Source organism: Spelaeicoccus albus (assembly GCF_013409065.1).
Lineage (GTDB): Bacteria > Actinomycetota > Actinomycetes > Actinomycetales > Brevibacteriaceae > Spelaeicoccus > Spelaeicoccus albus.
This window is the reverse complement of sequence record NZ_JACBZP010000001.1, coordinates 868,040-892,479: the sequence shown is the minus strand read 5'-3', so window position 1 is coordinate 892,479 and position 24,440 is coordinate 868,040. Positions and strand designations below refer to the sequence as shown.

General features: G+C 66.4%; 24 protein-coding genes. 15 read left to right on the top strand and 9 right to left on the bottom strand.

Annotated elements, in window-relative coordinates:
- Positions 1-58: 58 nt before the first annotated feature.
- The 5 genes from BJY26_RS04215 to BJY26_RS04195 all read left to right on the top strand — a co-directional run bounded on the left by BJY26_RS04215 (position 59) and on the right by BJY26_RS04195 (position 4,904).
- Positions 59-808 (top strand): HEAT repeat domain-containing protein, encoded by a 750-nt coding sequence (locus tag BJY26_RS04215; protein ID WP_237249031.1) that lies wholly within the window; start codon positions 59-61, stop codon positions 806-808.
- Positions 802-1,812: a HEAT repeat domain-containing protein gene (locus BJY26_RS04210; RefSeq protein WP_179425965.1), complete on the top strand. Its 1,011-nt coding sequence runs from the start codon at positions 802-804 to the stop codon at positions 1,810-1,812. The genes BJY26_RS04215 and BJY26_RS04210 overlap by 7 nt, the downstream gene beginning before the upstream one ends.
- Positions 1,813-1,880: 68 nt before the next feature.
- Positions 1,881-2,888, top strand: a complete 1,008-nt coding sequence (locus BJY26_RS04205; protein ID WP_237249030.1) for a DUF2268 domain-containing putative Zn-dependent protease — start codon at positions 1,881-1,883, stop codon at positions 2,886-2,888.
- Between the two features lie 173 nt (positions 2,889-3,061).
- A complete protein-coding gene (lplAB, locus tag BJY26_RS04200) occupies positions 3,062-4,111 on the top strand; it encodes a lipoate-protein ligase LplAB (RefSeq protein ID WP_179425963.1) in 1,050 nt (349 codons plus the stop codon).
- A gap of 109 nt (positions 4,112-4,220) precedes the next feature.
- Positions 4,221-4,904 (top strand): DsbA family oxidoreductase, encoded by a 684-nt coding sequence (locus BJY26_RS04195; protein WP_179425961.1) that lies wholly within the window; start codon positions 4,221-4,223, stop codon positions 4,902-4,904.
- Between the two features lie 61 nt (positions 4,905-4,965).
- Here BJY26_RS04195 and BJY26_RS04190 read toward each other — a convergent pair whose 3' ends face one another.
- The 3 genes from BJY26_RS04190 to BJY26_RS04180 form a co-directional block, all read right to left on the bottom strand.
- The gene (locus BJY26_RS04190) at positions 4,966-5,388 is read right to left on the bottom strand and encodes a winged helix-turn-helix transcriptional regulator (protein WP_179425959.1); all 423 of its coding nucleotides are present in this window, start codon (positions 5,386-5,388) and stop codon (positions 4,966-4,968) included.
- A gap of 84 nt (positions 5,389-5,472) precedes the next feature.
- Positions 5,473-6,039 (bottom strand): GNAT family N-acetyltransferase, encoded by a 567-nt coding sequence (locus BJY26_RS04185; protein WP_237249029.1) that lies wholly within the window; start codon positions 6,037-6,039, stop codon positions 5,473-5,475.
- Complete coding sequence (locus tag BJY26_RS04180) at positions 6,036-7,052, bottom strand: pirin family protein (protein WP_179425958.1); 1,017 nt, start codon at positions 7,050-7,052, stop codon at positions 6,036-6,038. The genes BJY26_RS04185 and BJY26_RS04180 overlap by 4 nt, the downstream gene beginning before the upstream one ends.
- Positions 7,053-7,170: 118 nt before the next feature.
- Here BJY26_RS04180 and BJY26_RS04175 point away from each other — a divergent pair, with 118 nt between their 5' ends.
- Complete coding sequence (locus tag BJY26_RS04175; protein ID WP_179425956.1) at positions 7,171-7,719, top strand: DUF421 domain-containing protein; 549 nt, start codon at positions 7,171-7,173, stop codon at positions 7,717-7,719.
- 5 nt (positions 7,720-7,724) lie between these two features.
- On the opposite strand, the gene BJY26_RS04170 is transcribed toward BJY26_RS04175, so the two are convergent.
- The 3 genes from BJY26_RS04170 to BJY26_RS18960 form a co-directional block, all read right to left on the bottom strand.
- The gene (locus tag BJY26_RS04170) at positions 7,725-8,528 is read right to left on the bottom strand and encodes a DUF4232 domain-containing protein (RefSeq protein WP_179425954.1); all 804 of its coding nucleotides are present in this window, start codon (positions 8,526-8,528) and stop codon (positions 7,725-7,727) included.
- A gap of 216 nt (positions 8,529-8,744) precedes the next feature.
- On the bottom strand, positions 8,745-10,568 hold the full coding sequence (argS, locus tag BJY26_RS04165) for an arginine--tRNA ligase (RefSeq protein WP_237249028.1): 1,824 nt from the start codon (positions 10,566-10,568) through the stop codon (positions 8,745-8,747).
- A gap of 29 nt (positions 10,569-10,597) precedes the next feature.
- Positions 10,598-10,852: a WhiB family transcriptional regulator gene (locus BJY26_RS18960; protein WP_179425952.1), complete on the bottom strand. Its 255-nt coding sequence runs from the start codon at positions 10,850-10,852 to the stop codon at positions 10,598-10,600.
- A gap of 196 nt (positions 10,853-11,048) precedes the next feature.
- Between BJY26_RS18960 and BJY26_RS04155 the strand changes: the two genes are divergently transcribed.
- The 4 genes from BJY26_RS04155 (at position 11,049) to BJY26_RS04140 (ending at position 15,658) form a co-directional block, all read left to right on the top strand.
- Entirely contained in the window at positions 11,049-11,657 is a 609-nt protein-coding gene (locus tag BJY26_RS04155) for a hypothetical protein (protein WP_179425950.1), read from the top strand.
- A 172-nt stretch (positions 11,658-11,829) separates the two neighbouring features.
- Positions 11,830-14,526 carry a trehalose-phosphatase gene (gene otsB / locus BJY26_RS04150; RefSeq protein WP_179425948.1) on the top strand — a complete coding sequence of 899 codons (2,697 nt, stop codon included), beginning with the start codon at positions 11,830-11,832 and terminating at the stop codon, positions 14,524-14,526.
- Between the two features lie 289 nt (positions 14,527-14,815).
- On the top strand, positions 14,816-15,130 hold the full coding sequence (locus tag BJY26_RS04145) for a DMT family transporter (protein ID WP_179425946.1): 315 nt from the start codon (positions 14,816-14,818) through the stop codon (positions 15,128-15,130).
- A 60-nt stretch (positions 15,131-15,190) separates the two neighbouring features.
- A complete protein-coding gene (locus tag BJY26_RS04140) occupies positions 15,191-15,658 on the top strand; it encodes a hypothetical protein (RefSeq protein ID WP_179425944.1) in 468 nt (155 codons plus the stop codon).
- 91 nt (positions 15,659-15,749) lie between these two features.
- Here the strand turns inward: BJY26_RS04140 and BJY26_RS04135 are convergent, their stop codons facing one another.
- A complete protein-coding gene (locus tag BJY26_RS04135) occupies positions 15,750-16,463 on the bottom strand; it encodes an IclR family transcriptional regulator (RefSeq protein ID WP_179425942.1) in 714 nt (237 codons plus the stop codon).
- A gap of 120 nt (positions 16,464-16,583) precedes the next feature.
- On the opposite strand from BJY26_RS04135, the gene BJY26_RS04130 reads away from it, so the two are divergent.
- Both BJY26_RS04130 and hpaB read left to right on the top strand, forming a co-directional pair.
- On the top strand, positions 16,584-17,087 hold the full coding sequence (locus BJY26_RS04130; protein ID WP_342354640.1) for a flavin reductase family protein: 504 nt from the start codon (positions 16,584-16,586) through the stop codon (positions 17,085-17,087).
- Between the two features lie 38 nt (positions 17,088-17,125).
- Positions 17,126-18,586 carry a 4-hydroxyphenylacetate 3-monooxygenase, oxygenase component gene (gene hpaB / locus BJY26_RS04125; protein WP_179425940.1) on the top strand — a complete coding sequence of 487 codons (1,461 nt, stop codon included), beginning with the start codon at positions 17,126-17,128 and terminating at the stop codon, positions 18,584-18,586.
- Positions 18,587-18,614: 28 nt separating this feature from the next.
- On the opposite strand, the gene BJY26_RS04120 is transcribed toward hpaB, so the two are convergent.
- Both BJY26_RS04120 and BJY26_RS04115 read right to left on the bottom strand, forming a co-directional pair.
- On the bottom strand, positions 18,615-19,265 hold the full coding sequence (locus BJY26_RS04120) for a response regulator (protein ID WP_179425938.1): 651 nt from the start codon (positions 19,263-19,265) through the stop codon (positions 18,615-18,617).
- Complete coding sequence (locus BJY26_RS04115; protein WP_179425936.1) at positions 19,262-20,638, bottom strand: ATP-binding protein; 1,377 nt, start codon at positions 20,636-20,638, stop codon at positions 19,262-19,264. Before BJY26_RS04115 ends, BJY26_RS04120 begins: the two co-directional genes overlap by 4 nt.
- A gap of 114 nt (positions 20,639-20,752) precedes the next feature.
- Between BJY26_RS04115 and BJY26_RS04110 the strand changes: the two genes are divergently transcribed.
- The 3 genes from BJY26_RS04110 to BJY26_RS04100 all read left to right on the top strand — a co-directional run bounded on the left by BJY26_RS04110 (position 20,753) and on the right by BJY26_RS04100 (position 24,334).
- Positions 20,753-22,264 (top strand): PspC domain-containing protein, encoded by a 1,512-nt coding sequence (locus BJY26_RS04110; RefSeq protein ID WP_179425934.1) that lies wholly within the window; start codon positions 20,753-20,755, stop codon positions 22,262-22,264.
- Positions 22,261-22,521, top strand: a complete 261-nt coding sequence (locus BJY26_RS04105; RefSeq protein ID WP_179425932.1) for a hypothetical protein — start codon at positions 22,261-22,263, stop codon at positions 22,519-22,521. Before BJY26_RS04110 ends, BJY26_RS04105 begins: the two co-directional genes overlap by 4 nt.
- Before the next feature lie 169 nt (positions 22,522-22,690).
- Complete coding sequence (locus tag BJY26_RS04100) at positions 22,691-24,334, top strand: FAD-binding dehydrogenase (RefSeq protein WP_179425930.1); 1,644 nt, start codon at positions 22,691-22,693, stop codon at positions 24,332-24,334.
- Positions 24,335-24,440: the final 106 nt, after the last annotated feature.

Below are 24,440 nucleotides of genomic sequence, written 5' to 3'. Positions count from 1 at the left end.
GAGCTCTTGACCTTGACACGATGTGAAGGTCTTGAGTAGGGGAGAGGAGGTACGACCAATGGAAAATTCGACGGCCCGGAATTCGACGACACGGAGCCCGCAGCCGATGCCGCACCGGATCGCGGCGGTCGCCAGCCTGCACGAAGCACTCGGGGCCGCAGGATCGTCGGCGCGCCTGCAGGCCGCGCTGGCGGCAGGGACACGGCCGGCCCCCGAATATGCCCGGGCCCTCGTCGACCGCTGCGCCGTCGAACCCGATTTCTACGTGCGCGACATGCTGACGTGGGCACTGACTCGCCATGCCGCCGCCGACATCGTGCCGCTCTTACTCGATGAACTCCAAACGGGCAACCGGCAAGCCCGAAGCCAGGCGTTGCATACGTTGTCGAAAATCGGCGACCCGCGTGGGTGGCCGGCGATCACTGGCGAGCTGCTGCAAAGCGCGGACGACGACGTGGCCCGGAGTGCGTGGCGCGCGGCAGTCGCCCTCGTCCCGGGCGGGGCTGGAGCGGGGTTGGCGGCGAGGCTTGCGACGCAGCTGGGGCGCGGCGACAGGGAAGTGCGCCTCAGCCTCAGTAGAGCGCTCGCCGGCCTAGGCGAGGCCGCCGAGGCAGCATTGGCCGAAGCGGCGGCACACGGCAACGCCCAAGTGCGCACGCACGCGATCGCCACCCAGCGCCTCGTTAATGATCCCGACGAGAGCTTCGACGACTCGGTTTTCGAGGCCAAGCGCACCGTGGCATTGATCGATGCACCCGTGGAGGCCGAACCGCCGCCCGGCGACGCGCAGGAAGAGCCGGCATGTTGATCGGCGAGGTGGCGCGGCAATCAGGCATCAGTGCCCGGATGCTGCGCCACTACGATTCCATCGGCCTCGTCGTGCCGTCGGCGCGGACGGCGTCGGGATACCGCGAGTATGCCGAGGTCGATCTCCAGCGCTTGTTCCACGTTGAGACCCTTCGATCGTTCGGCCTGTCCCTGCCTGAAGTGGGGCAGGCACTCGACGACCCCGACTTCGCGCCCGCCCGGTTGGTCGACGAGCTGATGGCGAAAACGCGCCAGCGCATCACCCGCGAGCGGGAGCTTCTGCACCGCCTCGAACAGGTGCACGCAAGCGGCCCCGGCGGATGGGACGACATCCTGCGCATCATGTCACTGATGCACGGAATCCAGTCGAGCGATCCGTCGCGGCGCCAAACGAGCGCGCTGTCGGCCGGCGGCGACGAGGCGGCCGGGCTAGCCGACACGCTGGCCGCAGCCGTGCTTGCCGAGGATGATTTGAACGTCGCGGGAGCTCTGCGGTGGGCATTGAAGCAGTCAGGAAACGAGTCATTGCCGGTTTTGACGGCCGCGCTGGAATCGCCGGACGCCGAGCCGCGGCTGCGCGCTGTGACAATGATTGCGGAGCTCGGCACCGACGAGGCGAACGCGGTGCTGGCCGGCACGCTTGAGGATGCCGATGATGCCGTCCGGCACAAGGCCGCCGTCGTGATTGGCGCACGCGGGGATCGTCGGGCGATTCCGGTGTTGACCGCGATGGTGGTGGACGGCGACAACGACGTCGAGGCTGCCGAGACGCTGGGATCGCTGGCGGGCAGGCACGGCGTCGGCGAATCCATTGCCGGCACTATTGCCGGCGAGATAGACAATCGGCATGGCGAACCGGGCGCGCGGCTCCGGCTCACAGGGGCGCTCGCCGAGTTGTCCGGCACATTCGCGCAGCCGATCCTCGAGGCGCTCACGAACGACTCGGACGAGGACGTCGCTCGAACGGCGGCATATGTGCTCGGGCGGTTTCGCGTCGGAACGTGATGGGCACGCGGCTGATCGAGCCCCGTGAATGTCCGCGACCGGTCACCGGCTGGATAATGTGACCGGCCATGAAGGGCTATCCGAGCCTGTCGCTGTCGCACATCACCGGGTTGGGCGGACTCACTGCGGCCGAAGGCGCAGAAGAATTCGGTTGCGGACGACGCGGCGGCGTGCTTAGCGTTCAGGTCATGACGATCACGGTTCTCGACACGTATACCGGAATGCGTGACGTCCTGGCCGTGTCGTCACCCGAACGCCCCGAAGCCGTGCGCGCCATGCTGCGACCCGCCGCCGACATGTACAAGTATTTCCCGGGCGAGGTCGACCTGGTACAGATGCACCGGATGGGGTCCGGCTTTCCGATCGACGGGGACGACGCGCGGTGCCTGGACGCCGTCGAGACCCTCCGCGCCGCCGATGCGTGGGGCCGAATCGACCGGGCGCTCACCGGCGCGCTCGCTGTGCAGCAGGCCGCGGTACCCGCACTCGACGCGCCGGACATCACGGTGCTCCTCATGCTGGGCAATCCGCAGGACATCCATTTCATGGACGAAGTGCTCGGCGTCGTCGGTAACGGCAGCATGCCCGGATACATTGCCATCACGCTTTGGCCGTCGGAGGAGAACCTCGCTCGGCTCGAAGCGACAGCCGTGCACGAGCTGAACCACAACCTGCGCTACAGCCGGGGCGGCGTGGTGTGGGATCCGGGATCCGTGACGGCCGGCGAACAGATCGTGTCCGAAGGATTGGCGGATGCGTTTGCGCGCCAACTGTACGGCGACGAACTCGGGTACACGCGAATCGGCGTCCCGCACCTGCACGCGGACGACGTGTTCGCCAAGGTTGTGACGGGCCTCGACGTCACCGGAATGCAGAACTTTACGGCGTGGGTGCACGGTGATGCGAGTGCCGTTCGGTTCGGCGCCGAACCCGTCGGGCTGCCGACCGGGGCCGGCTATGCGGCGGGCGGCAGGCTCGTCGACACGTACCTGGACGCCACCGGCAAACGGGCTGCGGACGCGCTTTTCACGCCGAGCCGCGAGATCATCGACACGGCTCTCGAGCGCCTCCGGTAACCGAAGCGTCGTCCGGCCTGCGCGCCGTCCGGAACGCAAAACGCGCCGTCGCGCTTAGAACGCGCTGTTGTGACTTCGCGTTTCTGACGTGACGACGCGCTTTGCGAAGTAGCAGGATAGCGTTAACCACTGAGCGGTCGTTCGGCCGGAGCCGATGAAGCGAACGGAGCAGCATGCACGGCGAATACAAGGTCCCCGGCGGAAAACTCGTCGTCGTTGACCTGGACGTGTCGGGCGAGGCCATTACGAACTTCCGCCTGGCCGGCGACTTCTTCCTCGAGCCGGACGAGCTCCTCGACACCATCAATTCCGCGGTGGACGGAATGCCGGCCGACACGGACGCCGCAGGAGTGGCCGCCGTGGTCGAGAATGTGTTGTCGCCTGGTGCCGCGCTGATCGGGGTGACGCCGGAGGGAATCGGCACGGCCGTCGTCCGTGCCCTGTCGACGTCGGCCGCCTGGGCAGAATACGACTGGCAGCTTGTCCACGGCGAGCCGCAAACCGAACTGATGCACATGGCGCTCGACGAGGTGCTGGCCGAAGACGTCGGCGCCGGACGACGGCCACCCACATTGCGCTTTTGGGAACGAAACGAGTCGGCCGTCATCCTGGGCAGCTTCCAGTCGGTGCGGAACGAAGTCGACATGAAGAGGGCCGGTGAGCTTGGCGTCCGCGTGGCCCGGCGAGTCACCGGCGGCGGAGCAATGTTCGTCGAGCCCGGAGCATTCATCACCTATTCGCTGTACGCGCCGGCGGAGCTCGTGCGGGGGATGTCCGTTGTCGAGTCGTATCCGTTTCTCGACGGGTGGGTGCTGCAGGCGCTCGCGGAACTGGGCATTGACGCGTATTACCAGCCAATCAACGACATCGCCTCGCCCGTCGGCAAGATCGGCGGTGCCGCCCAAAAGCGATTCGCGAACGGCGCCGTCCTGCATCACGTGACGATGAGCTACGACATGGATGCCGACAAGATGACGCAGGTGCTGCGAATCGGACGTGAAAAGCTCAGCGACAAGGGCACCACGAGCGCGAAAAAGCGGGTCGATCCGCTTCGCACGCAAACGGGACTGAGCCGCGAAGACGTCACCGACCGGTTGATCGGCACGTTCCGCGGCCTGTACGGGCTGACCCGGTCAGCCGTCACCGACGACGAGATGCGGCGCGCCCGTGAACTCGTCGCGACGAAGTTCGGCACCGACGACTGGCTCTACCGGGTGCCGTAAGTCGTTTGCAGGCCCGGTCGGGCGATGCCTGCGCACTTCAAAGTGCCTTTTGTACCCTCATTAAAACTCACACACAATGGTGTTACGCACTAGTAGTGAGGTAATAAATATGACTGAGCATCCAACTCCATCCGAGCGGGCACGGGTTGTCATCGAAATGTGGGCTGATCTGGGCTGCCCGTGGTGCTACGTCGGAAAGCACCGACTCCGGGCCGCGATTGCCAAGCGTCCGGACGCGTCGCGATTCGAGATAGTGATGCGCTCCTTCGAGCTGGACCCGGCCGCGCCGCGCGAACCGGAGAAGAACGAGACGAGCTTCATCCGTTCCCACGGCGGCATCGTCGAGGACGTCCTCCGGGCCGAGCGGCAAATGCAGGCGCTCGCGCGCACGGAGGGGCTGAAGTACTCGCTGGACCGCATGAATGCCAACACGTTCGACGTGCATCGCGTGGTGCAGTACGCGGGCGACCACGGCCGCGGGTTCGAATTCTTTTCCGCAGTCCAAGATGGATTCTTCGGCGGCACGCTAGACCCACACGACCCGGATGCCCTTGCCGGCATCGCCGAGTCGGCGGGGCTGGACGGCCGGCGAGTTCGCGAGATCCTCGCGAACGACGAGTACGCCGACCGTGTGCGCGCCGACCGCGACGAGGGCATCGAGCTGGGCCTGACCGGCGTCCCGTTCGTCGTCGTTGGCCGTCAGGTTGCCGCCCCGGGCGCCCAGAAAGTCGCCGGCTATGCTCACTTGCTAGATCGGGTGGCCGGGCACGCGACCAGCGAGCGCGTGTCATGAGCGACGAGAACGCCGCGGATTACGTGTCCGACACTGCGTCACGGTGAGCCCCATCGACGGGTCAGTCGGCCGGCGCTTCAGCCGCAGCCTTGGCTCGGCCGACACCCGTCAGGTCGCTAGCCTCGCGGTTGGCGGCGATCTCGGTGTGGTGGGCGGCAGCCCACCGGGTCATCGCCGTCACGGCCTCGATCAGGGACCGGCCCAGATCCGTGAGCGCATACTCCACGCGCGGCGGGACCTCGGCGTACGCGGTCCGCGTGATGAGCCCATCGCGTTCGAGTTGCTTGAGAGTCTGGGTCAGCATCCGCTGGGAAATACCGCGGATGCTGGCCTGCAGGTCGGAGTAGCGTAATGGACCGGCGCTCAGGGTGGCGATGGTCAACATGGTCCACTTGTCGCCGATACGGTCGAGCACCTCGCGGATGAAGGCGCTGTCGTCGGGCCATGCCTGACACGGACCGCTGATCTTCCGCGCTGTCGCCACTTCAGTTCCTCCTCATCTGGTAGCCAGACTACCAGTATGTATCGCCGAACCATTGACCACGAACCGATTCGCAATTCCGGCACGCTAATTGCGGACGACGGCGAACATGGCCATATCCCGGCGGACGCCGCCGATCTCACGGTAACTGCGCAGCACGCCTTCCCGCTCGAAACCGGCCGACTCCGCGGTGCGGATCGATGCGGCATTCCACGGTTCGATCAGTGCCTCGATGCGGTGCAATTCGGGAATCGTCCAAGCGAATTTGACCGCGAGCCGGAGCGCCCGACCGGCGGTGCCGTGCCCCCGCGCGCTCGGCGAGATCGCGTAGCCCACGCTGGCCCGCCCTTGCGCCAAACCGGTCAGCCAGAGTCCGACCTGCCCGACGGCGACAGGGTTTCCTTCGACGGCGATAGCGAACGAAAAACCCTTGCCGTGTTCGGCGCGGCTGAGCTGCCTGTCGATCCACGCGCGGGCTTGCTCCTCCGTCGCATGCGCGGGCAGGGTGCCGGTCTTCGGCACGTAGTCGTCGGTCGAGAGCTCCATCACCATCGGGATGTCACAGTCATTGAACCGGCGGAGCGAGATATTGCCGCTCGTGGGCGCCGACTCGGGCCACGGGAGGCCGGCCGTCCGGCCGGGACCGGCGCTCACGACGTCGCCGGAGGATTTCGCCGGGGTTTGATGCGCACGGCCGGTAGCGCCGGAGCCGGCAGCCGTGCCGGGTCTCCGTGATAATTCTCGACACTGCCGAATTGGTCGGCGCCGGCTTGCCAGGCGTCGCGGAATGCGGCGATTTCGTCGTGGCTACGGCCCACGAAATTCCACCACATGAGGATCTCCTCCCCGAACGGCTCGCCGCCCAGCAACATCACCCGTGCCGGCCGGTCGCCGGTATTGCGCAGCTCAAGCGTTCGATTGCCGGTTCCGACGTACCCCATTTCGGCGGTCGCGAGATCCGTGTCGAATACGGCGACCTTCCCGGAGTCGACGAGCACGCCGTGCTCGAATCCCCGATCGACGTCGAGACGAAGAAGCGCGCCTGCGTCGATGGACACCTCCGCGCCGAGGATCGGCGAGAATGCCGGCACCGGGGACGTTGCGTTCGGATCCGAGACCAGCGGTAGGCCACCAAGGAACACGCGGGCCGACCCGCCGTCCAGCGTCACGGGCGTGGGCACGTAGTGATCGAAGTCGCGGCCGCCGAACCGAGCCGTGGCCGGCAGCGCAAGCCATAGTTGGACGCCGTGCAGCACCGTTGTCGACGCGGTCGAGACTTCGGAATGGCAAATGCCGGCACCGCTGGACATCAGGTTGAGCTCGCCCGGCCGCACCAGCTCGTGCGTGCCCAAACTGTCGCGATGCTCGATCTCGCCGCTGAACAGCCAGCTCACTGTCTGCAGCCCGGTGTGCGGATGCGGGGGGACGACCATGCCACCGGTGACCGACACGTCGTCCGGCCCGTAATGATCGGCGAAGCACCACGCACCGATGAGTGAACGTGCCCGCTGCGGAATCGTCCGGTGCACCGTCATGGCACGCGGGCCGCCGAGCGGCACGTCCCTGGCCGTGAGCACTTGAACCCCGGTGACGGCGTCGGGCAACGCTTCGGGGCCCGGCTCATCCCGGCAGATTTGCTCGACCGGCTTCGTTTCGACGTTGCTCATGGCACCTCCTCGATGGCGCTATCGTAGTCGACGTAGGTGGCTTCGGGCGGACACGGCACTGCGGGAGCGGGCGCGGGGCAGCATCGAGCGGAAGATCGAATACGAAGAGGTGTTGGGAATGTGGCATGCGATTGGCATTACGCCCTTTCAAGCGCTCGAGGTGATCGCCGCGACAGTGGGAGTTTACTGCGCCGTCCTGCTGTTGATTCGCTTGCTCGGGCAACGGGCCATCGCGACGATGTCGAATTTCGATATGGCGGCGGTATTGGCCCTCGGAGCTGTCGCCGGGCGCGCGACGCTGGGATACACCCCGACAATGGCCGCCGGCATCATCGCGCTTGTCACGCTGTTTTGCCTGCACGCCGCCGTCGGACAGATACGCCGATTCCGCGGTGGCGACCACATGCTGACCAACAAACCGGTTGTCCTCGTGGCGGGTTCGAACATGATCCACGACAATCTTGTGCGCATGCACGTGACTCCCGACGAGGTGCACGTCAAGCTGCGGCTGGCCGGCATCCGGTCGATGAACGAGGTAGCGTGCGTGACGCTGGAATCGACCGGCGAGATCAGCATCTTACGGCGCGGCGAGCTGATCGACCCCGAGCTGCTGGAATCCGTGCGCGGCAGCGAACATGTCCCGGCCGAACTGGTGCGCCACGCTTAGAGTCGTCAGCTCATCGGCTCGAACGGCCGCATCTGCAGTAGGTGCACCTTCGAGTTGTCGCACGCCTTGATGGACTTCTTGATGAACATCGAATGCGTTTCGTTCGGCGGGTAGAAACGGAACCCGTCGGCTGTCGTTTGATGGCACTTGGCGCCGTAGTTGCCGGGGTTCGAGATCTGCACGGGCGCGCGCGCATGCCCGTTCGGAATGACGACCACCGACGGAACGCGTGTCTTGGTGCGGTCGGCCGGCGCGCCCAGCTGGGTTCCGTTGCTATGGCCCACGAACGACAATCCGCCGTAGCCTTTCATCAGGCACGGCGACTGTCCGGTGTTCTTCACGACGACGTAGATGCCCGTGTGGCCGGCCGAGTCACCGCCGGGTTCATGCCGGACGGACGCCGCCAGATGGCTCGACCGGCACCGCGCGACCGACGAGCCTTTTGCTTGCGAGTCGGACTTCGACCCGCTCTTGTCGTTATTCTTCGAGCCGGACTTCGTGTCCGAATTGCCGCCCTCGGACTGGTTGTCGGATTTGGAACCGTCGCGCTTCGAGCCGTCGGATTTGGTGCCTGACTTGTCGGACTGCGAGTCCGACTTCGTTGACTTCCGGGCAGAGCCCTTGTCGGCGCCCGACGAATCCTTCGACGAATTCGGCGTCGAGTCGGCCTGGGACTGGCTCGACGCTTGATTCGATGACCCGTTGTCGCCCGAGTCGTCGTTCGAGCAGCCTGCCAACGTCAGCCCAATCACGGCGATAACCGCGGGGGCGAACAGCAAGCGAAATTGAGTATGTCTTGGGGAAGTCATAGTGATATCGAATACCCGGGCCGGTCACATTGCAACTACCGGGGGATTAACGATTGGATGACGCGCTGCTCACCGCCGAGTGGTGGCGAATGGCTCTCCCGCCGTGCCGAGTGGTGGCGAATGGCTGTGAAATCGCCGATTTCACAGCCATTCGCCACCACTCGGCGGGAGGAGGTAGAGCGGAGGTGCCAATGGAGGCGAACGGGGCGCCGGCCGTCAGAGGTGTTCGGGCGACTCGATGCCGAGCAGTCCGAGCCCCAGGCGAAGCACCCGTCCGGTCGCGTCCGCCAGTGCGAGCCGCGAGGCCCGTACGTCCGGCGGCGTCGTCGGTGCCAGGATCGGGCATTTTTGGTAGAACTGCGAGAACTCGGTGGCGGTGTCGAACAGGTACGTGCAGATCTTGTGCGGCTCGTAGGTGCCTATTGCCGCTTCGATCGCCGCGGGCAGCTGCAGGATCCGCAGCGCGAGAGCCCGTTCGGGCTCCTCGCCCAGCACGACGGCGCCGGACGCCGCGTCCGCCTCGGTTTCGGGAGCCGCACCGGCCCCGGTTCCGGCCGCGCCGGCCGCTTTCCGACCGATGGAGTTGATGCGGGCGATCGCATATTGCACGTAGGCGGCCGTATTGCCTTCCATCGACAACATCCGGTCCCAGTCGAACACGTAGTCGTTCTCGCGGGCGGACGACAAATCCGCGTATTTGATGGCGCCGATGCCGACCTGGCGGGCGATCGTGTCGGAGTCCTCGGCCTCGGAGCCGGCATCCTCGAGCTCCAAGCGGGCCCGTGCGCGGTCGATGGCCTCACCCAGCAGATCAATGAGCTTGATGGTGCCGCCGGCGCGCGTTTTGAACATCTTTCCGTCGGCGCCGAGCATCGACCCAAAAGCGATATGGGTTGCCGTCTGCTCCTCGCCGAGCCAGCCGGCCTGCCTGCTTGCTTCGAACACCATCCGGAAGTGCAACGACTGCGGCGTTCCAACGGCGTACAGCAGCTCATCGCATTTCCGCTCGAGGAGCCAATAGCGCGCAGTGGCCAGATCAGTTGCGGCGTATCCGTACCCGCCGTCGCGCTTGCGCACGATGAGCGGCAGCGGCTCGCCCTCCCTGCCCGTGAATCCGGGCGGGAACACGCACAGCGCGCCGTCGCTGATCGACGTCAGCCCCTTGTCCTCGAGCTCGGTCGCCACGTCGGCAAGCACCGGATTGTAGAAACTCTCGCCGTAGACGTCGTCTTCGGTCAACCCGATCCCGAGCAGCGAATACACCTGCTCGAAATGCCGCGTCGATTCGGCAACGAGCATCCGCCATAGCTTCAGCGTCGGCTCGTCCCCGGACTGGAGCAGGACCACGCGGTGGCGCGCCCGGTCGGCGAATTCCGGATCGGAATCGAATTTCACCCGCGCCTGCTGGTAGAACGCGTTCAAGTCCGCAATGGTCGGCGTGGCCGGGTTGTCGGCGTCCTCGGCATCGGCCGCGCCGAAGTCGACGTCGCGCAAATGCTCGATGAGCATGCCGAAGGGCGTTCCCCAGTCGCCCAAATGATTGTGCGCCAGGACTTCGTGCCCGGCGAACCGCAGAATCCGGGCCACTGCATCGCCGATGATGGACGAGCGCAGATGGCCGACGTGCATCTCCTTGGCCACGTTCGGGCTGGAGTAGTCCAGGGCGAAGCGCTTTGGCGATGAGGCGGCCGGGACGCCGCACCTCTCGTCGGTGACCACCTGCTCCACGGCCGAGCCGAGCCAGTCGTCTCCGATGCGGATGTTGATGAATCCGGGTCCGGCGACCTCCGCAGCCGCGATCAGCCGGTCGGCGTCGCCCGGTTGGAGGAGAGTGTCGGCAACGGCCTGGGCGACCTCGCGCGGCGGCTTGCCGACCTTGCGGGCGATTCCCATTGCGGCGTTGCACTGGTAATCGGCCTCGGGGCGCGTCGACACGCGGATCTGCGCGTCGTCCTGAGTGATGTCGAGGTCGAGGGCGGACCGGTACGCGTCTTGGACGGCGGCGGCGAGCAACTGAGAGACATGGGTCGAAGATGGCACGGTATCTATTCTGCCCTACAGATTGGGCCCTACCGGTTGGCTGCCCTGCGCCCCGGCATGGTGCCGCCCCACACGCCGCTCGGTTCGCCGGCTGTACGAGCGTATCTGGCGCACGCCTGCAATGCCGGGCACGAATTGCACATCTGCGCGGCCTTGCGCATTGTGGCTTTCTCCGGCGTCTGCCAGTAATCCGGCATTGCCTGGCACGGCGTCTGCGTCGTCTCGAGGACTTTAGCGAGCCTGTCCCAAGCCGGCATCGCTGCTTCGGGGATGTTGATGTCCACTGTCAATACTTCCTTTCCTGACGGACACCGGGTTGGCGTGCCCGTCGCGCGTGGACGTCGATGGTGTCGATGTCCGACGGCCGATCGGTCTGACCAGCCGGCAAGCGGATGTGGTGTGAGTCACACGATACCTACCTGCCCGGCCGGGCGGGCAGGGGGACCCCGACGGCGACCGGACCGGTCCTAGACTGGAGGGGTGAGCAAAGATCTAGCCGGCAGCGCCCTGCCGGCCCGCACGCCGTCCGGCGTCCTCGACTTTTGGAAGTTCGAACTGACGCGCGGCATTTGGTGCGCCGCGATCGGCGTCGTCACGGTCTTTTGGCAGCGCGAGAGCACCGAAGCGCTGAAATTGCAGGTCCCGGTCGGCACCGTCGAATACCTGATCGCGGTCTATCTGATCGTGTTCGGGATCGTGCAGTTCGGCCTCGGGCGACGGATCACCGGTGCAATGCGTTTGACGGTCGTCGTGGACGCCGCCGTATCGATAGTGCTGGGCGCTGCGGCAATCGCGTGCGGCGTGATGGGCGCCGACGTCGATCAATTCCACTGGGTGGTATTCGCCTGGGCGCTCATTCACGGCGGCCTCGACATCACGTTCGCGGTGCTGATGCGACGGCGGCTGAAGGGCAGCCAGGACTGGATGGTCAGCGGAGCGCTGCACGTGGCGCTCGCGGTAGTCTTGGGCATCTTCGTCCATATGGAAGCGCTGACCGTCATGGGTCTGGTCGGCGCGGTTGCCGTGATGAGCGGTGTCCTGTTTATCCTGGGTGCGGTCACGGCTCGCCGGTTGGCGCGAAAGAGCTGAATCGGCGCGGGCGAAGTTGCGACATGGTCGGCCGTGGCTGACCATCCGGTACGCCGCGCGCGGGTACGCTTGACCACGCAACGGACCGTCAAGTCAGGAAATGCAGAACCGCTGCCGGTACACCTCGAGCGGATAATTCTTAACGGCTTCATCGAGAACAGAGCGAAACGCTATGACCGACGATAATGACGACCTCACCACCACAACCGGCGTTCCGATCGTGCGCGACCACGTGCCGGCAATTCCGCCGGCCAGCTTGGCGCCCGAGGTCGAGGGCTGGGATCCGGCGTCCCCGCACGCGCGGCCGCTGACCGACCTCGGACGGGCGGCCGGGCAGCTCTCGCCCGCCCTCCTGGAACGGCTCGTCTCACTGTCCCGGACGCCGCAACTGCTCGTCGCCACGGACTACGACGGCACCGTCGCTCCCATCGTGAACGTGCCGAGCCAGGCGTATCCGCTGCCTGCGTCCGTCATTGCGATGCGCGCGCTGGCCACGCTGCCTGCCACCGAGGTAGCCGTCATCTCCGGCCGGTCGTTGCGCGATCTCGCAGCGATGTCGCGATTACCGGTCGAGGTGCATCTGGTCGGCTCGCACGGCAGCGAATTCACGTCCGACACGGTGACGGCGTTGCCGGCCACCCTTGCCGACAAGCTGGCCAGCCTGCGGTCGGACGCCGGGGACATCGCTCGCGAGCGCCCGGGAGTCCGGATTGAGGAAAAGCCCGCCGGCTTGGCCATTCACGTGCGCGGCGTCGAGCCGCACGTGCGCGAAAAGGTGCTCGGCGACGTCCGCGATATCGCCGAGCGGCTGCAGGTGTACGCCACCGAAGGCAAGCAGGTCATCGACTTGTCCGTCGTCCACACGTCAAAGGGCGCCGCGCTGCGGGCGCTGCGTTCGCGGCTCGGTTCGTCCGCCGCGATGTACATCGGCGACGACACGTCGGACGAGCGCGCGCTGGCCACGTTGCAGGGGCCGGACCTGGGGATCAAGGTCGTCGGGGCGGACGACGATGCGCGCACGGCCGCCGCCGTGACAGTGCCGGATCCCGCGACAGTGTCGCTCGTGCTGGCCACGCTCTATGATCTGCGTCGTGCGTGGCTGTTCGGCCGCTCGTCGGTGCCGATCGAACGGCACAGCCTGATCGCCAACGGGCAGTCGAGCGCGTTGATCGACCCCGAAGGGCGGATCTGCTGGATGCCGCATCCGCTGCCGCACTCGGCGTCCATGTTTTCCGAGATCCTCGGCACCGAAGCCGCCGGGTATTTCGCGATCGGCACGCCCGGCGGGTCGAAATCGCTGTCGCAGCGTTACGTCGCGGGCACGGCAATGGTTGAAACCCGGTGGCCGGGCTTCAAGTCGACCGATTATCTGGCGCCGTCGGACGAAAACATCACGACGCTGGTGCGGGTGCTCGATGGCGACCGGCCGGCCAGCATCACTTTCGCGCCGCGGCTCGACTACGGCACGGCACCGACCCGGCTGGAAAAGACCGAGGACGGGATCGCGGTGCAGGGCACCGCCGAGCCGATCGAATTGCACGCGCCCGGCGTCGAGTTCACCATATTCCCGGACGGCAATTCGGACACGGCCGTGGCGGAGGTCCCGTTGGACGGCCGGCCGGTCGTGATAGCCCTGAGTTGCGGCGGCAGCGTCGATGCGCGGGCCATCCATGCCAGTGAAGAACCCGAATTGCGCAGGCAGGCCTCACGCTGGTGGACCGAATGGGTCGCCGGTCTCGACATCCCGAAATACCAGTCCGGGCTGGTATCGCGCTCGGCCATCACGCTGCGTTCGCTGTGCCACGCGCCGACCGGCGGCGTGGTCGCGGCGGCCACGACATCGTTGCCCGAAGGCATTGGCGGCACCCGCAACTGGGATTACCGGTACTGCTGGCTGCGGGACGGCGCCATGACCGTCGACACACTGTTGTCACTCGGATCGACCGGCGAGGCGATCGGCTTTCTGCACTGGCTGCACCGGATACTTGACAGGTCGAACGGCCCCGAGCAGCTTCACCCGCTCTACACCGTGGACGGGTCGGCGCTCTCGACGGAATCCGTGCTCGACGGGCTTCCCGGATACGCCGGATCGCGACCCGTGCGGGTCGGCAACGCGGCCGAACACCAGGTGCAACTCGACGTGTTCGGCCCCATCACCGAACTGCTGGACCGGCTCACGGAGACGCTCGGCGAGGTCGACGACGAGCATTGGTGGCTCGTCGAACAGATGGTCACTGCCGTCGAACGCCGCTGGACCGATCCGGATCACGGTATTTGGGAAGCCCGACGCGCGCCGCGCCATCACGTGTACACCAAGGTGCAATGCTGGGTCACCATTGACAGGGCGCTGCGTATCGGACGGCGTCACGGCATCGAGGTGCCGTCGTCGTGGGAACCGCTGCGCCAGGCGATCGCCGCCGAGGTGCTGGAAGAGGGATGGAGCGACAAGGCCCAGTCCTACGCGGTGGCCTACGACAGCGACGATCTGGACGCCGCTGTGTTGCAAATCGGTTTGTCGGGGCTGCTGCCGGTCGACGACGAGCGCTTTGCCAAGACCGTCGAAGCCGTCGAACGTGATTTGCGGGTGGGGCCGACGGTGTTCCGGTACCGCTACGATGACGGCCTGCCGGGCCTCGAAGGCGGATTCCACATCTGCACGACATGGCTGATCGAGTCGTTCTTGGCACTTGGCCGCTACGACGACGCCAGCGAACTCTTCGAACGGTTGACCAAGCTGATGGGGCCGACCGGGCTGCTGGCCGAGGAGTTCGACCCGGTTCCGGAGCGTCATCTGGGCAATCATCCGCAGGCGTACTCGCATTTGGGGTACATCCGCTGCGCCAGACGCCTGGACGCCGCCGCAACGTAGGGGGTCATTCCCGGTAGCGGCCCATTCCATCGAGTGGTGGCGAATGGCGGCAAAATCTGCGATTTTGCCGCCATTCGCCACCACTCGGCGGCAGGGGAGCGCCGTGGACAGCCATTCGCCGCCACTCGGCGACGGCAACGGCGGATGGAGGGTGACGAATCCGACCACGCTTCGGGATGCACCGGGCGCCCCGATTTGAGATCCTGAACGATAGAGCATTTTCCCGGACGAGGCAGCCGTACCCGGAACGACGACGGCGATTGATCACGAATCATTCGAAGGAGTCGTCATGGCGTGGGCAGTTTTAATCGTCTCGGGAGTTCTGGAAGCGGTGTGGGCGTCGGCTCTTGGCCTCTCGCACGGGCTGAGCCGGTTGTGGCCGTCGGTGACGTTCATCGTTGCGCTGGCCTTGAGCATGGCCGGTCTCGGAATCGCGTTACGCACGCTCCCGGTCGGCACCGGATATGCGGTGTGGGTGGGCATTGGTGCCGTTTGCACTGCGGTCTTCGGCATGGTCGCACTGGGCGAACCGGTCACGACGGCGCGCATCGGCTGCCTCATGCTGATCGTGGCGGGAGTCGTCGGCTTGAAGGTGCTGCACTGATTCGACGAATCAGCCGGCTCTCAGAAAACGCGCGAACTCGACCGGTAGACTGCGGGTGCGATGTCATCACAATCTTTCGATCCTTCCGAGCGAACGTCCGCGCACGATTCAACGCCGGACGCCGGGTCGGATTCCGAGCAGCCGGACGAGACCGCCGAGTCGTCGCCGGGCACTACCGAGCCCGAGTCCGGGCAAGCGCAGGAGACCGAGGCCGACGATACGGCGCCGGACGAGCAGGCTCGCGCAGCGACGGGCTCCGGGGCCGAGTCGCGGGCCGAACCGGTCGGAGCCACGCCGGACGCCCCGGCCAAACCGCCGATCACCATGAAAACCGGTCTGAAGCTCTCGTTGACCGTTGCGCTGATCAGCGGGATCCTCGAATGGATTTTTGCTCGGCAGATCACGATCGGGCTCATTGCGTTCCTCATCGCATTCGTCGCGCTTTTCCTGGGGTTCGGAGCCATGATGCTCGTCGAACGCGGCATCGACCGACGCGGCGAGGACGACGAGCAGTTCCCGCGGCTCTAGCATTCCCGCAGCCCCGGCACCCCGCAGTTCCGGCATTCCGGGCCGCCCCGAGGGCCCGTGAACCCGATCGACGCGAAACCCGCCGGCGATCCTAGGGAATCTCGGCCACGGCGCGCGTCAATCGAGCCGCAATCTCCGGCACCTCGCGCGTCGAGGCAACGTACACGACCGCGATCGCCGCATGCGGCGGCACCGGGCGCGGCAGCGGTACCGCCACCGAAGACAGCCCGGGAATGACCTCGTCGTGCGAGGCGGCATACCCGTCCGCGCGCACCGTGCCGATCTCGGCGCTGCGAGCGGGCGGAACGTCCGGCGATGCGGCCATCATGGCCAACCCCGGCGCGCCGCGGAGCGCCGAATGCACCGTGCCGGGCCGCTGGGCCAATACGCCCGGCGCATCGCGCGGTTCGGCGCTGAGCAGCGTCACGCATTGATCACCGTCCGCGACGACGATGAACGCGGTCATTCCGAGGTCGTTCGCCGCCCGCTCGAGAGCCGGCCCGGCCACCGCCGTCAAATCGCTTTGCACCGACCGGGCCAGGACCGCGAGGCCAGTTCCCGGCGAGAACCGGGCATCGGCGTGCCTGGTGACGAGAGAATGCTGTTCGAGGGTTTGCACCAAGCGATACGCTATTGAACGGTGCACGCCCAGCTCGTCCGCGATTTCGCGAACATTCAACGCCGTCTCGGAGCCGGCGAGAACTTCGAGCACCCGAATGCCCCGGGACAGCGTTTGCGACACCGGCGCGGTGCAGGCATCGCGATCTTTGTCGGCCGGCGGCTCATGGGCTTCGGGGTTGTCCACGCCTTGCCTCCCGTGATCGCACTCGAATAGCCTGGTTCTACATACGAGTATGCGATTCTAATATAGAATCGCAGCGTGCGCCGGACAAGGACGGCGCCGTCAGCAATTGAGGTGGTATTCGTGCGGCACATCGACCCGGTGGCCCGCAATATCGCCAGACTGCGCAGCGCGTTCGGCCGATTCGCCACGGGTGTCACGGTTGTGACATTCGATGGGGCCGACAAACGTCACGGTATGACGGCGAACTCGTTTTCTTCCGTATCGGTCGATCCGCCGTTGGTCGTCGTGAACGTCGACCGGAAGTCCCACGCGCACGATGCGCTCGCGGGGCGGCCCTTCGTCGTCAACGTGCTTGGCGCGGAGCAAAACGACCTCGCCCTGCACTTTGCCGGCCGGCCCAACTGCGAGCCGCAATGGATCGAAGGCGACGTCGCCCCGCGGTTGGCCCGCACGCTGGCGTATTTCGAATGCACGCCGTGGGCGGCCTACGACGGCGGCGACCACACCATGTACCTCGGTCGCGTGACCAATTTCAATTACCGCGACGGAGACGCCCTGGGCTTTTCCAATTCGCGATTCACCGTGATTCCCGAAACATCGCTCGGCCAGGAGTTTCTCATTTAACTGCTTCCGGCCCGACTCATTCCGTCAAGGAGGACATTATGGCTGCATCGACCGGCAAGGAGTTCATCCAGCGATTGAACTCGCGGCATGCGGTAGTGCAGATCGACGGGGAGACCGTGACCGACCGTCTCGCCGAGCATCCGGCGTTCGCGGGCGTCGCCAAGACATTCGCCGAGCTGTACGACATGCAGCACGACCCCAAATACCGCGACACCCTCACGTACGAATCGCCGTCGTCCGGTGCCCGAGTCGCCACCTCTTTCATGGTCCCGACCACGCAAGCCGAACTGATCAAGCGTCGCGAAGCCGCCTCGATCTGGGCCAAGTACTCGTTCGGCATGTTGGGACGCACCGGCGATTACCTCAACTCCGCCCTGATGGCGCTGTCCACCGCCGGCGACTGGTTCCGGTCGGCCGACGTCAACGGCGACGAGTACGCCGACAATATGCGGAATTATTACGAGTATGTGCGCGAAAACGATCTGTTGACCACCCACACGCTGATCCCGCCGCAGGTCAATCGCGGCGTGTCGGGTCCCCGGCAAGGCGGCGGTCAGCTCTCGGCGCGCATCGTGGACGAGGACGACGACGGCGTCACGATCCGTGGTGCGCGCATGTTGGCGACGGTGGCGCCGCTCGCCGACGAATTGCTCGTGTTCCCGTCCACGGTGCTGCGCGGCTCGCCCGAGGACGCCGCGTACTCCTATGCGTTCGCGATCCCGACGGACACTCGCGGCCTGCGGTTCTTGTGCCGCCGAGGGCTGGACGGCGGGGGCGGACATTTCAACGAGCCGCTGGCCTCGCGCTTTGAAGAGCTGGACGCCGTCGTCATCTTCGACGACGTGCACGTCCCGCGTGAGCGCATCTTCATGCTGGGCAACCCGGAGCTGTGCAACAACTTCTATGCGGACACCGACGCCACAACGCACATGACGCACCAGGTGGTGGCGCGCACCACGGCCAAGAGCGAGTTCTTCGGCGCCCTGGCCACCGAGATGGCCCAGGCCATCGGCATCGACGGCTTCGGACACATCCAAGAGGACATCGCCGAGATCCTGGTCGCGGCCGAACTCGGCCGGTCCACGCTCCGGGCCGCCGAGGCGGATGCGCAGCCGAACCGGTTTGGCGTGATGACGCCGAGGTGGTCGGCCCTCAATGCCGCGCGGAACTGGTATCCGAAGATCTCACAGCGCTTCCCGGCCATCCTGCGCAAATTCGGAGCTTCCGGTCTCATGGGGCTGCCGGGCGAGGCGGACGTGTACGGCTCGGCGGCCGGCGACGTCGAAACGTATCTGCAGGGCAAAAACATTGCCGGCCCCGAGCGGGTGCGGCTCTTCCGGTTGGCATTCGATGCGGCGCTCTCGGCGTTCGGATCGCGTCAGGCGCTCTACGAGTACTACTTCTTCGGCGACCCGTTGCGAATGGCCGGTGCCTTTGTGGCGAGCGTCGACACGACTGCCGAACAAGAGCGCATCCGGAAATTCCTCGAACAGGGGTAGCGACGGTCCACGGTCAGCCAAGCGGCGGCTACAACAGCTTGCGCTTGGCCGCCCACGTCGTCAGTTCGTGCCGGGAGGACAGTTGGAGCTTCCGGAGCACCGCGGACATGTGCGTTTCAATTGTCTTGATCGACAAGACGAGCTCCGAGGCCACCTCGCGATAGGTATAGCCGCGTGCGATCAGCCGCATCACTTCGCGCTCGCGGGCCGTCAACCTGTCGAGTTCGGCTTCCACGGACGCCACTTCGCCGGACGCCGAGCCGAACGCGTCGAGGACGAATCCGGCCAGCCGCGGCGAGAACACGGCGTCCCCGGTCGACACCCGTTCGATGGCGTCCGTCAGCTCGGGCCCGGCGATCGTCTTCGTCACGTATCCGCGCGCACCCGCGCGGATGACGCCGACGACGTCCTCGGCCGCGTCGGACACGCTGAGGGCCAGGAACTTCGAGCGGGTGCCGGCCTGAGCGCATTGTTCGATCACTTCGCGCCCGCCGCCGCCCGCACCGCCGGGCAGATGCACGTCGAGCAGCACGACGTCCGGCGCCTGGGCATTGATCACGTCGATTGCCGCCTCGACGTTCCCGGCCTCGCCGACCACCTCGAACTCGCCGCCCAGCTCGGCCCGCACGCCGCTGCGCACCAGCCGGTGATCGTCCACCAACACCACGCGGATCGTCATGTCTTCTTCCCGTCGTTGCTCGTCATCGTCATTCTGACCTCGGTGCCGCCGGACTTCCCGCGCACGATCTCGGCCGACCCGCCGTGACGTTCCATCCGGCCGATGATCGAATGCCGGACGCCGTGCCTCGAGTCGTCGATATCGTCCACATCGAATCCGTCGCCGCGGTCGCGGACGAATATCTGCTGCGTCCGGTCGGAAAACTCGGCGTACACCGACACGGTACCGCCGGCATGCACCGCGGCATTGACCATCGCCTCGCGTGAAGCCGCCTGCAATGCTCCGAGCTTGGCGGACGAATTCGATGCGTCCTGATCCGGCTCGGCGGCCGGATCGCTCAACACGTCGCCCACTATGACCGTCTCGATTTCGACGCCGTAGAGATCCTCGATCTCGCCGGCCATGTTCTTGACGGCGTCCGCGAGACTCACGCCGGGCTCGAGCTTGCTGCCGTACAGCCACTCGCGCAGCTCGCGCTCCTGCCCGCGCGCCAGCCTTGCCACTTCGGCCGGATCGCCGTTGCGGCGGCGGATGAGCGTGAGCGTTTGCAGCACGGAATCGTGCAGGTGTGCCGCGATATCGGCCCGCTCACTCGTCCGTGCGGCTTCGGATCGCTCGGCCAGGATCTTGCGGGAGAACCGGACGGCGAACGGAACGAGCACCAGTGCGATCCCCACCAGCACCGCCACCACCGCCAGCACTGTCGAGAAGATCGGGGTGCCGTTGGTTGCCGTGAGCACGACGAACACGATGCCCAGCACGAGCAGCGCGAGGCCGCCGATCAGCCGGACGACGGCCAGGGACGTCGGCGTGTCGGTGCGCCCTCGCCACTTCTTCCGCTCCGTGTCGCTCAAGTTGACCCACATGAGAATGACGCCGGCGATCAGCAGGATGACAGGGATGATGACGCCCCACGGCACCCGCACCCCCTGGGCCGATGCGATCAGCCCGCCGGAGAACAGCAAGAGCATGGTGCCGATGACGAACCCGAACCACAGGCTCGGATTGCGCCGGTAGCTGCCGCGTACATTTGTGGCAACGCGCATGAAGACGTCTTCCGCCGCTTCCGACGGTGAGCTCGACGCCGGGCGGGTCCCGTTCGCCGGGCGGGCTCCGGACGCTGGGCGGGCCCCGCGGGTGCTGTAGCCCGGGTGAGAAGCCGGGTCGCCGACGTCCGGCTCTCCTTCCAACGGCAACAGTGCCCACAGCCAGAGATACAAGATCAGGCCGGCCCCGGCGCAAAACGCCATCACCAGCATGATGACGCGCACAGCCGTGACCGACAGGCGCAAATGTTCGGCCAGGCCGGCGCACACGCCGAACAGCACCCGGCCGTGGGTGTGCCTGGTCAGCGGTGGACGGATTGCGCTCATAGTCCGATCTTCACATGTCGGGCCGCGCACTTTCGCCTTCCCGGGCGAATACCAGGGTGAAGATCAGGGTCTTCCCCGATAGCGCGGCGGCAACGGGCACGGCACGGTAGATATATGACCAACGACAACTTTTCACAGTACCCGCCGCCGCGGCGTCCCGGCGGACGCTTTTTCGACTCGATCCGCGGCACGGGAATCACCCGCACCATCGACGGCCGCTGGATCGGCGGCGTCGCGGGTGCCGTCGCCGAGCGCACCGGGATCGACCGGACACTGGTCCGCGGCCTGGCAATCGTCTTGTGCCTGTTCTTCGGCATTGGCGTGCTGTTGTACGGGCTGGCCTGGTTGTTCCTCCCCGAACCCGACGGCCGGATCCACGCCGAAGGAGTGCTGCACGGTGTCTGGAGCGGAGGCTTCATCGGCTCGTGCTTAGTGGTGTTGCTCGGCCTGGGCAATCCCGGAATCCACGCACCCTGGCTGTTTTGGCCCGCCGGTCACGACTTCTGGGGCTGGTTCGGGCCGGTCCTTGGCATCGGCATCGTAGTGGCCGTGATCGTGTACGCCGTCAAGCACCATGACGACCACCGGCCGCAGGGTCCGGGAGCGGGCGACGCCGGACGCCGGCACTACGGTGGCGGTCCCGGGCAAGCCGGCGGCGGTCCCGGGCAGGGCGGAGACGAACCTCGGCAACCGGGAAGCGAACCTCGGCAACCGGGAGGCGAGCCGGCGGCTGACCCGGCAGGCGATGACGAAACTGTTGTCGATGCGCGGCCGACCGATGAGCCGACCGCCGCGTTCCCGGCGTCCGGCGATGAGCCGACCGCCACGTTCCCGGCGTCCGGTTACGGCGATGCCGCGCCGCGACCGGCCTATCAGCCGGCCGTATCGACGGTGCGCTACCGGACCGATACTCGGGGCGTCGGCGTCGCACCGCCGGTTCCGCGGCCTCCGCGCATGATCACCAAGCCGGCCGGGGGACCACTTACGCTGCTCTTTGCGGGGCTCGCGATCGTTGCCGTGGCAGCCGGATGGCTCGTCGAACGCGAAATCGGCCTGCCGGGCAACGGCCGGCTCGTCGCGGTCGGTCTCGGCCTGGCCGTCGTCGGCATCGGCATCGTGTTGGCCGGCGCCTGGGGACGGCGCGGCGGCGGGCTGACCGGTTGGGCGTGGGTCGGTCTGATTATCGCGCTCATCGTCGCGATAGTGCCGGCGGCCGGACGCCTTGCCGCAGTGCAGAACAGCACCTGGACGCCGGCATCCGTGCGGGTGGCCGAACACGGGTACTCCGTTGGCGTCGGTTCGACGACTGTCGACTTGAGCAATCTGACAGTGCCGTCGTCCGGCGTCACCACGGTTCCGGTCAATTCGGGGATCGGCGACGTCAAGGTGGTGCTGCCCCCGGATGAGACAGCGAAAGTGAAGATGGCGGGCGCCGGCGAATGGCACCGCGGAAACGCGGACCGAGGCTTCGGCAGCTCGAGCAACGACTCGGATGGATTCGACCGCGCGGACGTCCGGACCCGGACGACGAAGTACGGAAACGGCCCGGCCCACCTGATCGTCAAGATCCGTATGGGAATCGGCAACGTCACGGTCGACAAGGCTAAGGAAGGAACACACTCATGAGCCAGGAATACAGCGCCCGCGAACCGGTGGCGACCAATCCCGAGCCGATAGTACGGACAGGGCCGCGGCCGACGACCATCGTGTGGGGCATCATCCTGATCATCATCGGCGGCGGTCTCATCGTGAGTCAGATCGCCAACATCCACATCCAGGCGGGCACCGCTCTGATCGGCATTCTCGGCCTGGCCGGGGTGCTCCTGGTGGTCGGAGCAGTTGTAGGAGCCGTTCGAAGCAGGTCCGACGATACGGCGCCGTAACACCCGCTCCGTATTGTCCGCTCCGCGTTGTCCGCGCGGTGGTGTCCGATCCGGGCTGACGGATCCGGGCTGACCAACCACTCGGCGCGGCCGGATGTCGTCTCCGGCCGCGCCGAGTCATTGCTCGGTGCGGCCCGCCGCGGGACGCGGACTGTGGCAGTATCGGTGCATGGATGCCGATGTCATTGTGGTCGGGGCCGGCTTGTCCGGCTTGGTTGCCGCTGCCGAACTCGCCGAGGCCGGCAAGCAGGTCGTCGTTGTCGAGCAGGAACCGGAAGCGTCGCTGGGCGGCCAAGCGTACTGGTCGTTCGGCGGGCTCTTTCTCGTCGATTCTCCCGAACAACGCCGCCTGGGGATTCGCGATTCGGCCGACCTGGCGTGGCAGGACTGGCACGGTACCGCCGGATTCGACAGGCCCGAGGACTATTGGCCCGAAAAGTGGGCGCGCGCGTACGTGGAATTCGCTGCAGGCGAGAAACGCAGCTGGCTGCGCGAGCGCGGCATGAAATTCTTTCCGGTGGTCGGATGGGCCGAACGCGGCGGTTATGACGCCGAGGGCCCGGGGAATTCGGTGCCGCGCTTCCATATCGTGTGGGGGACCGGGCCGGGCGTGCTCGAGCCGTTCGTCCGCCGGGTGAAGCAAGCCGCACACGACGGCAGGATGCGGTTCTATTTTCGTCACCGGGTCGACGAGTTGATCGTTGACGCCGGCTTTGTCACCGGCGTGCGCGGTACGAGGCTTGAGCCCAGCGAGGCCGGACGCGGCCAACCGAGCAGCCGGACGTCGTCCGGAGCCTTTGAGCTCTCGGCGCAGGCTGTCCTGGTGACGTCCGGGGGCATCGGAGGCAATCACGAACTCGTTCGCGCGAACTGGCCGGAGCGCCTCGGCGCCCCGCCCGAGCACATGATCACCGGCGTCCCGGCTCACGTTGACGGCCGGATGCTGGGGATTTCAAAGCTCGCCGGCGCGCATGTGATCAATGAGGATCGGATGTGGCATTACGTTGAGGGGATCAAGAACCATTCGCCCGTGTGGCCGGAGCACGGCATCCGGATCCTGCCGGGCCCGAGCTCGCTGTGGTTGGACGCGACGGGCAAGCGGCTGCCCGGCCCGCTCTACCCGGGCTTCGACACGTTGGGCACTCTCGCGCACTTGCGGCAAACCGGGCACGACCACTCGTGGTTCATTACGACGACGAAGATCGTGGAAAAGGAATTCGCGCTTTCCGGCTCCGAGCAAAATCCCGATCTCACCGGCCGGAACTTGAAGTCGACGTTGGGAAGGGCGCTCCCGGGCCCAACGGCGCCGGTGCAGGCTTTCCTCGATCGTGGCGAAGACTTCCTCCGCGCAGATACGCTGCCGGAACTGGTCGGAAAGATGAATGCACTGGCCGGCGACTTGGTGGATCCAGCCCGGGTCGAGGCCGAAGTGACGGGCCGCGACAGGGAAATCGCGAACGGATTCTCCAAGGACGCCCAGGTTACTGCGATTCACGGCGCCCGGCATTACATCGGCGACAGACTGATCCGCGTGGCCCGGCCGCACCGGCTACTCGACCCGAAAGCCGGCGGCCTGATCGCCGTCCGACTGCACGTCATCACGCGCAAGACCCTCGGCGGCGTGGAAACCGATCTCGACGGCCGCGTGCTCACGCCGTCCGGCGATCCGCTGCCGGGCCTGTACGCGGCCGGCGAAGTTGCCGGCTTCGGAGGCGGGGGGATGCACGGGTACCGGTCGTTGGAGGGCACGTTCTTGGGCGGATGCATCTTTTCGGGCCGACAAGCCGCACGCGGGATCGTGCGGCAGCTGTAGCCGCGCCTTTCTCCACGACCTCGTCCGCCGAGTGGTGGCGAACGGCTGCCCCCTTTCACCGAGTGGTGGCGAATGGCTGCGAAATCGGCGATTTCGCAGCCATTCG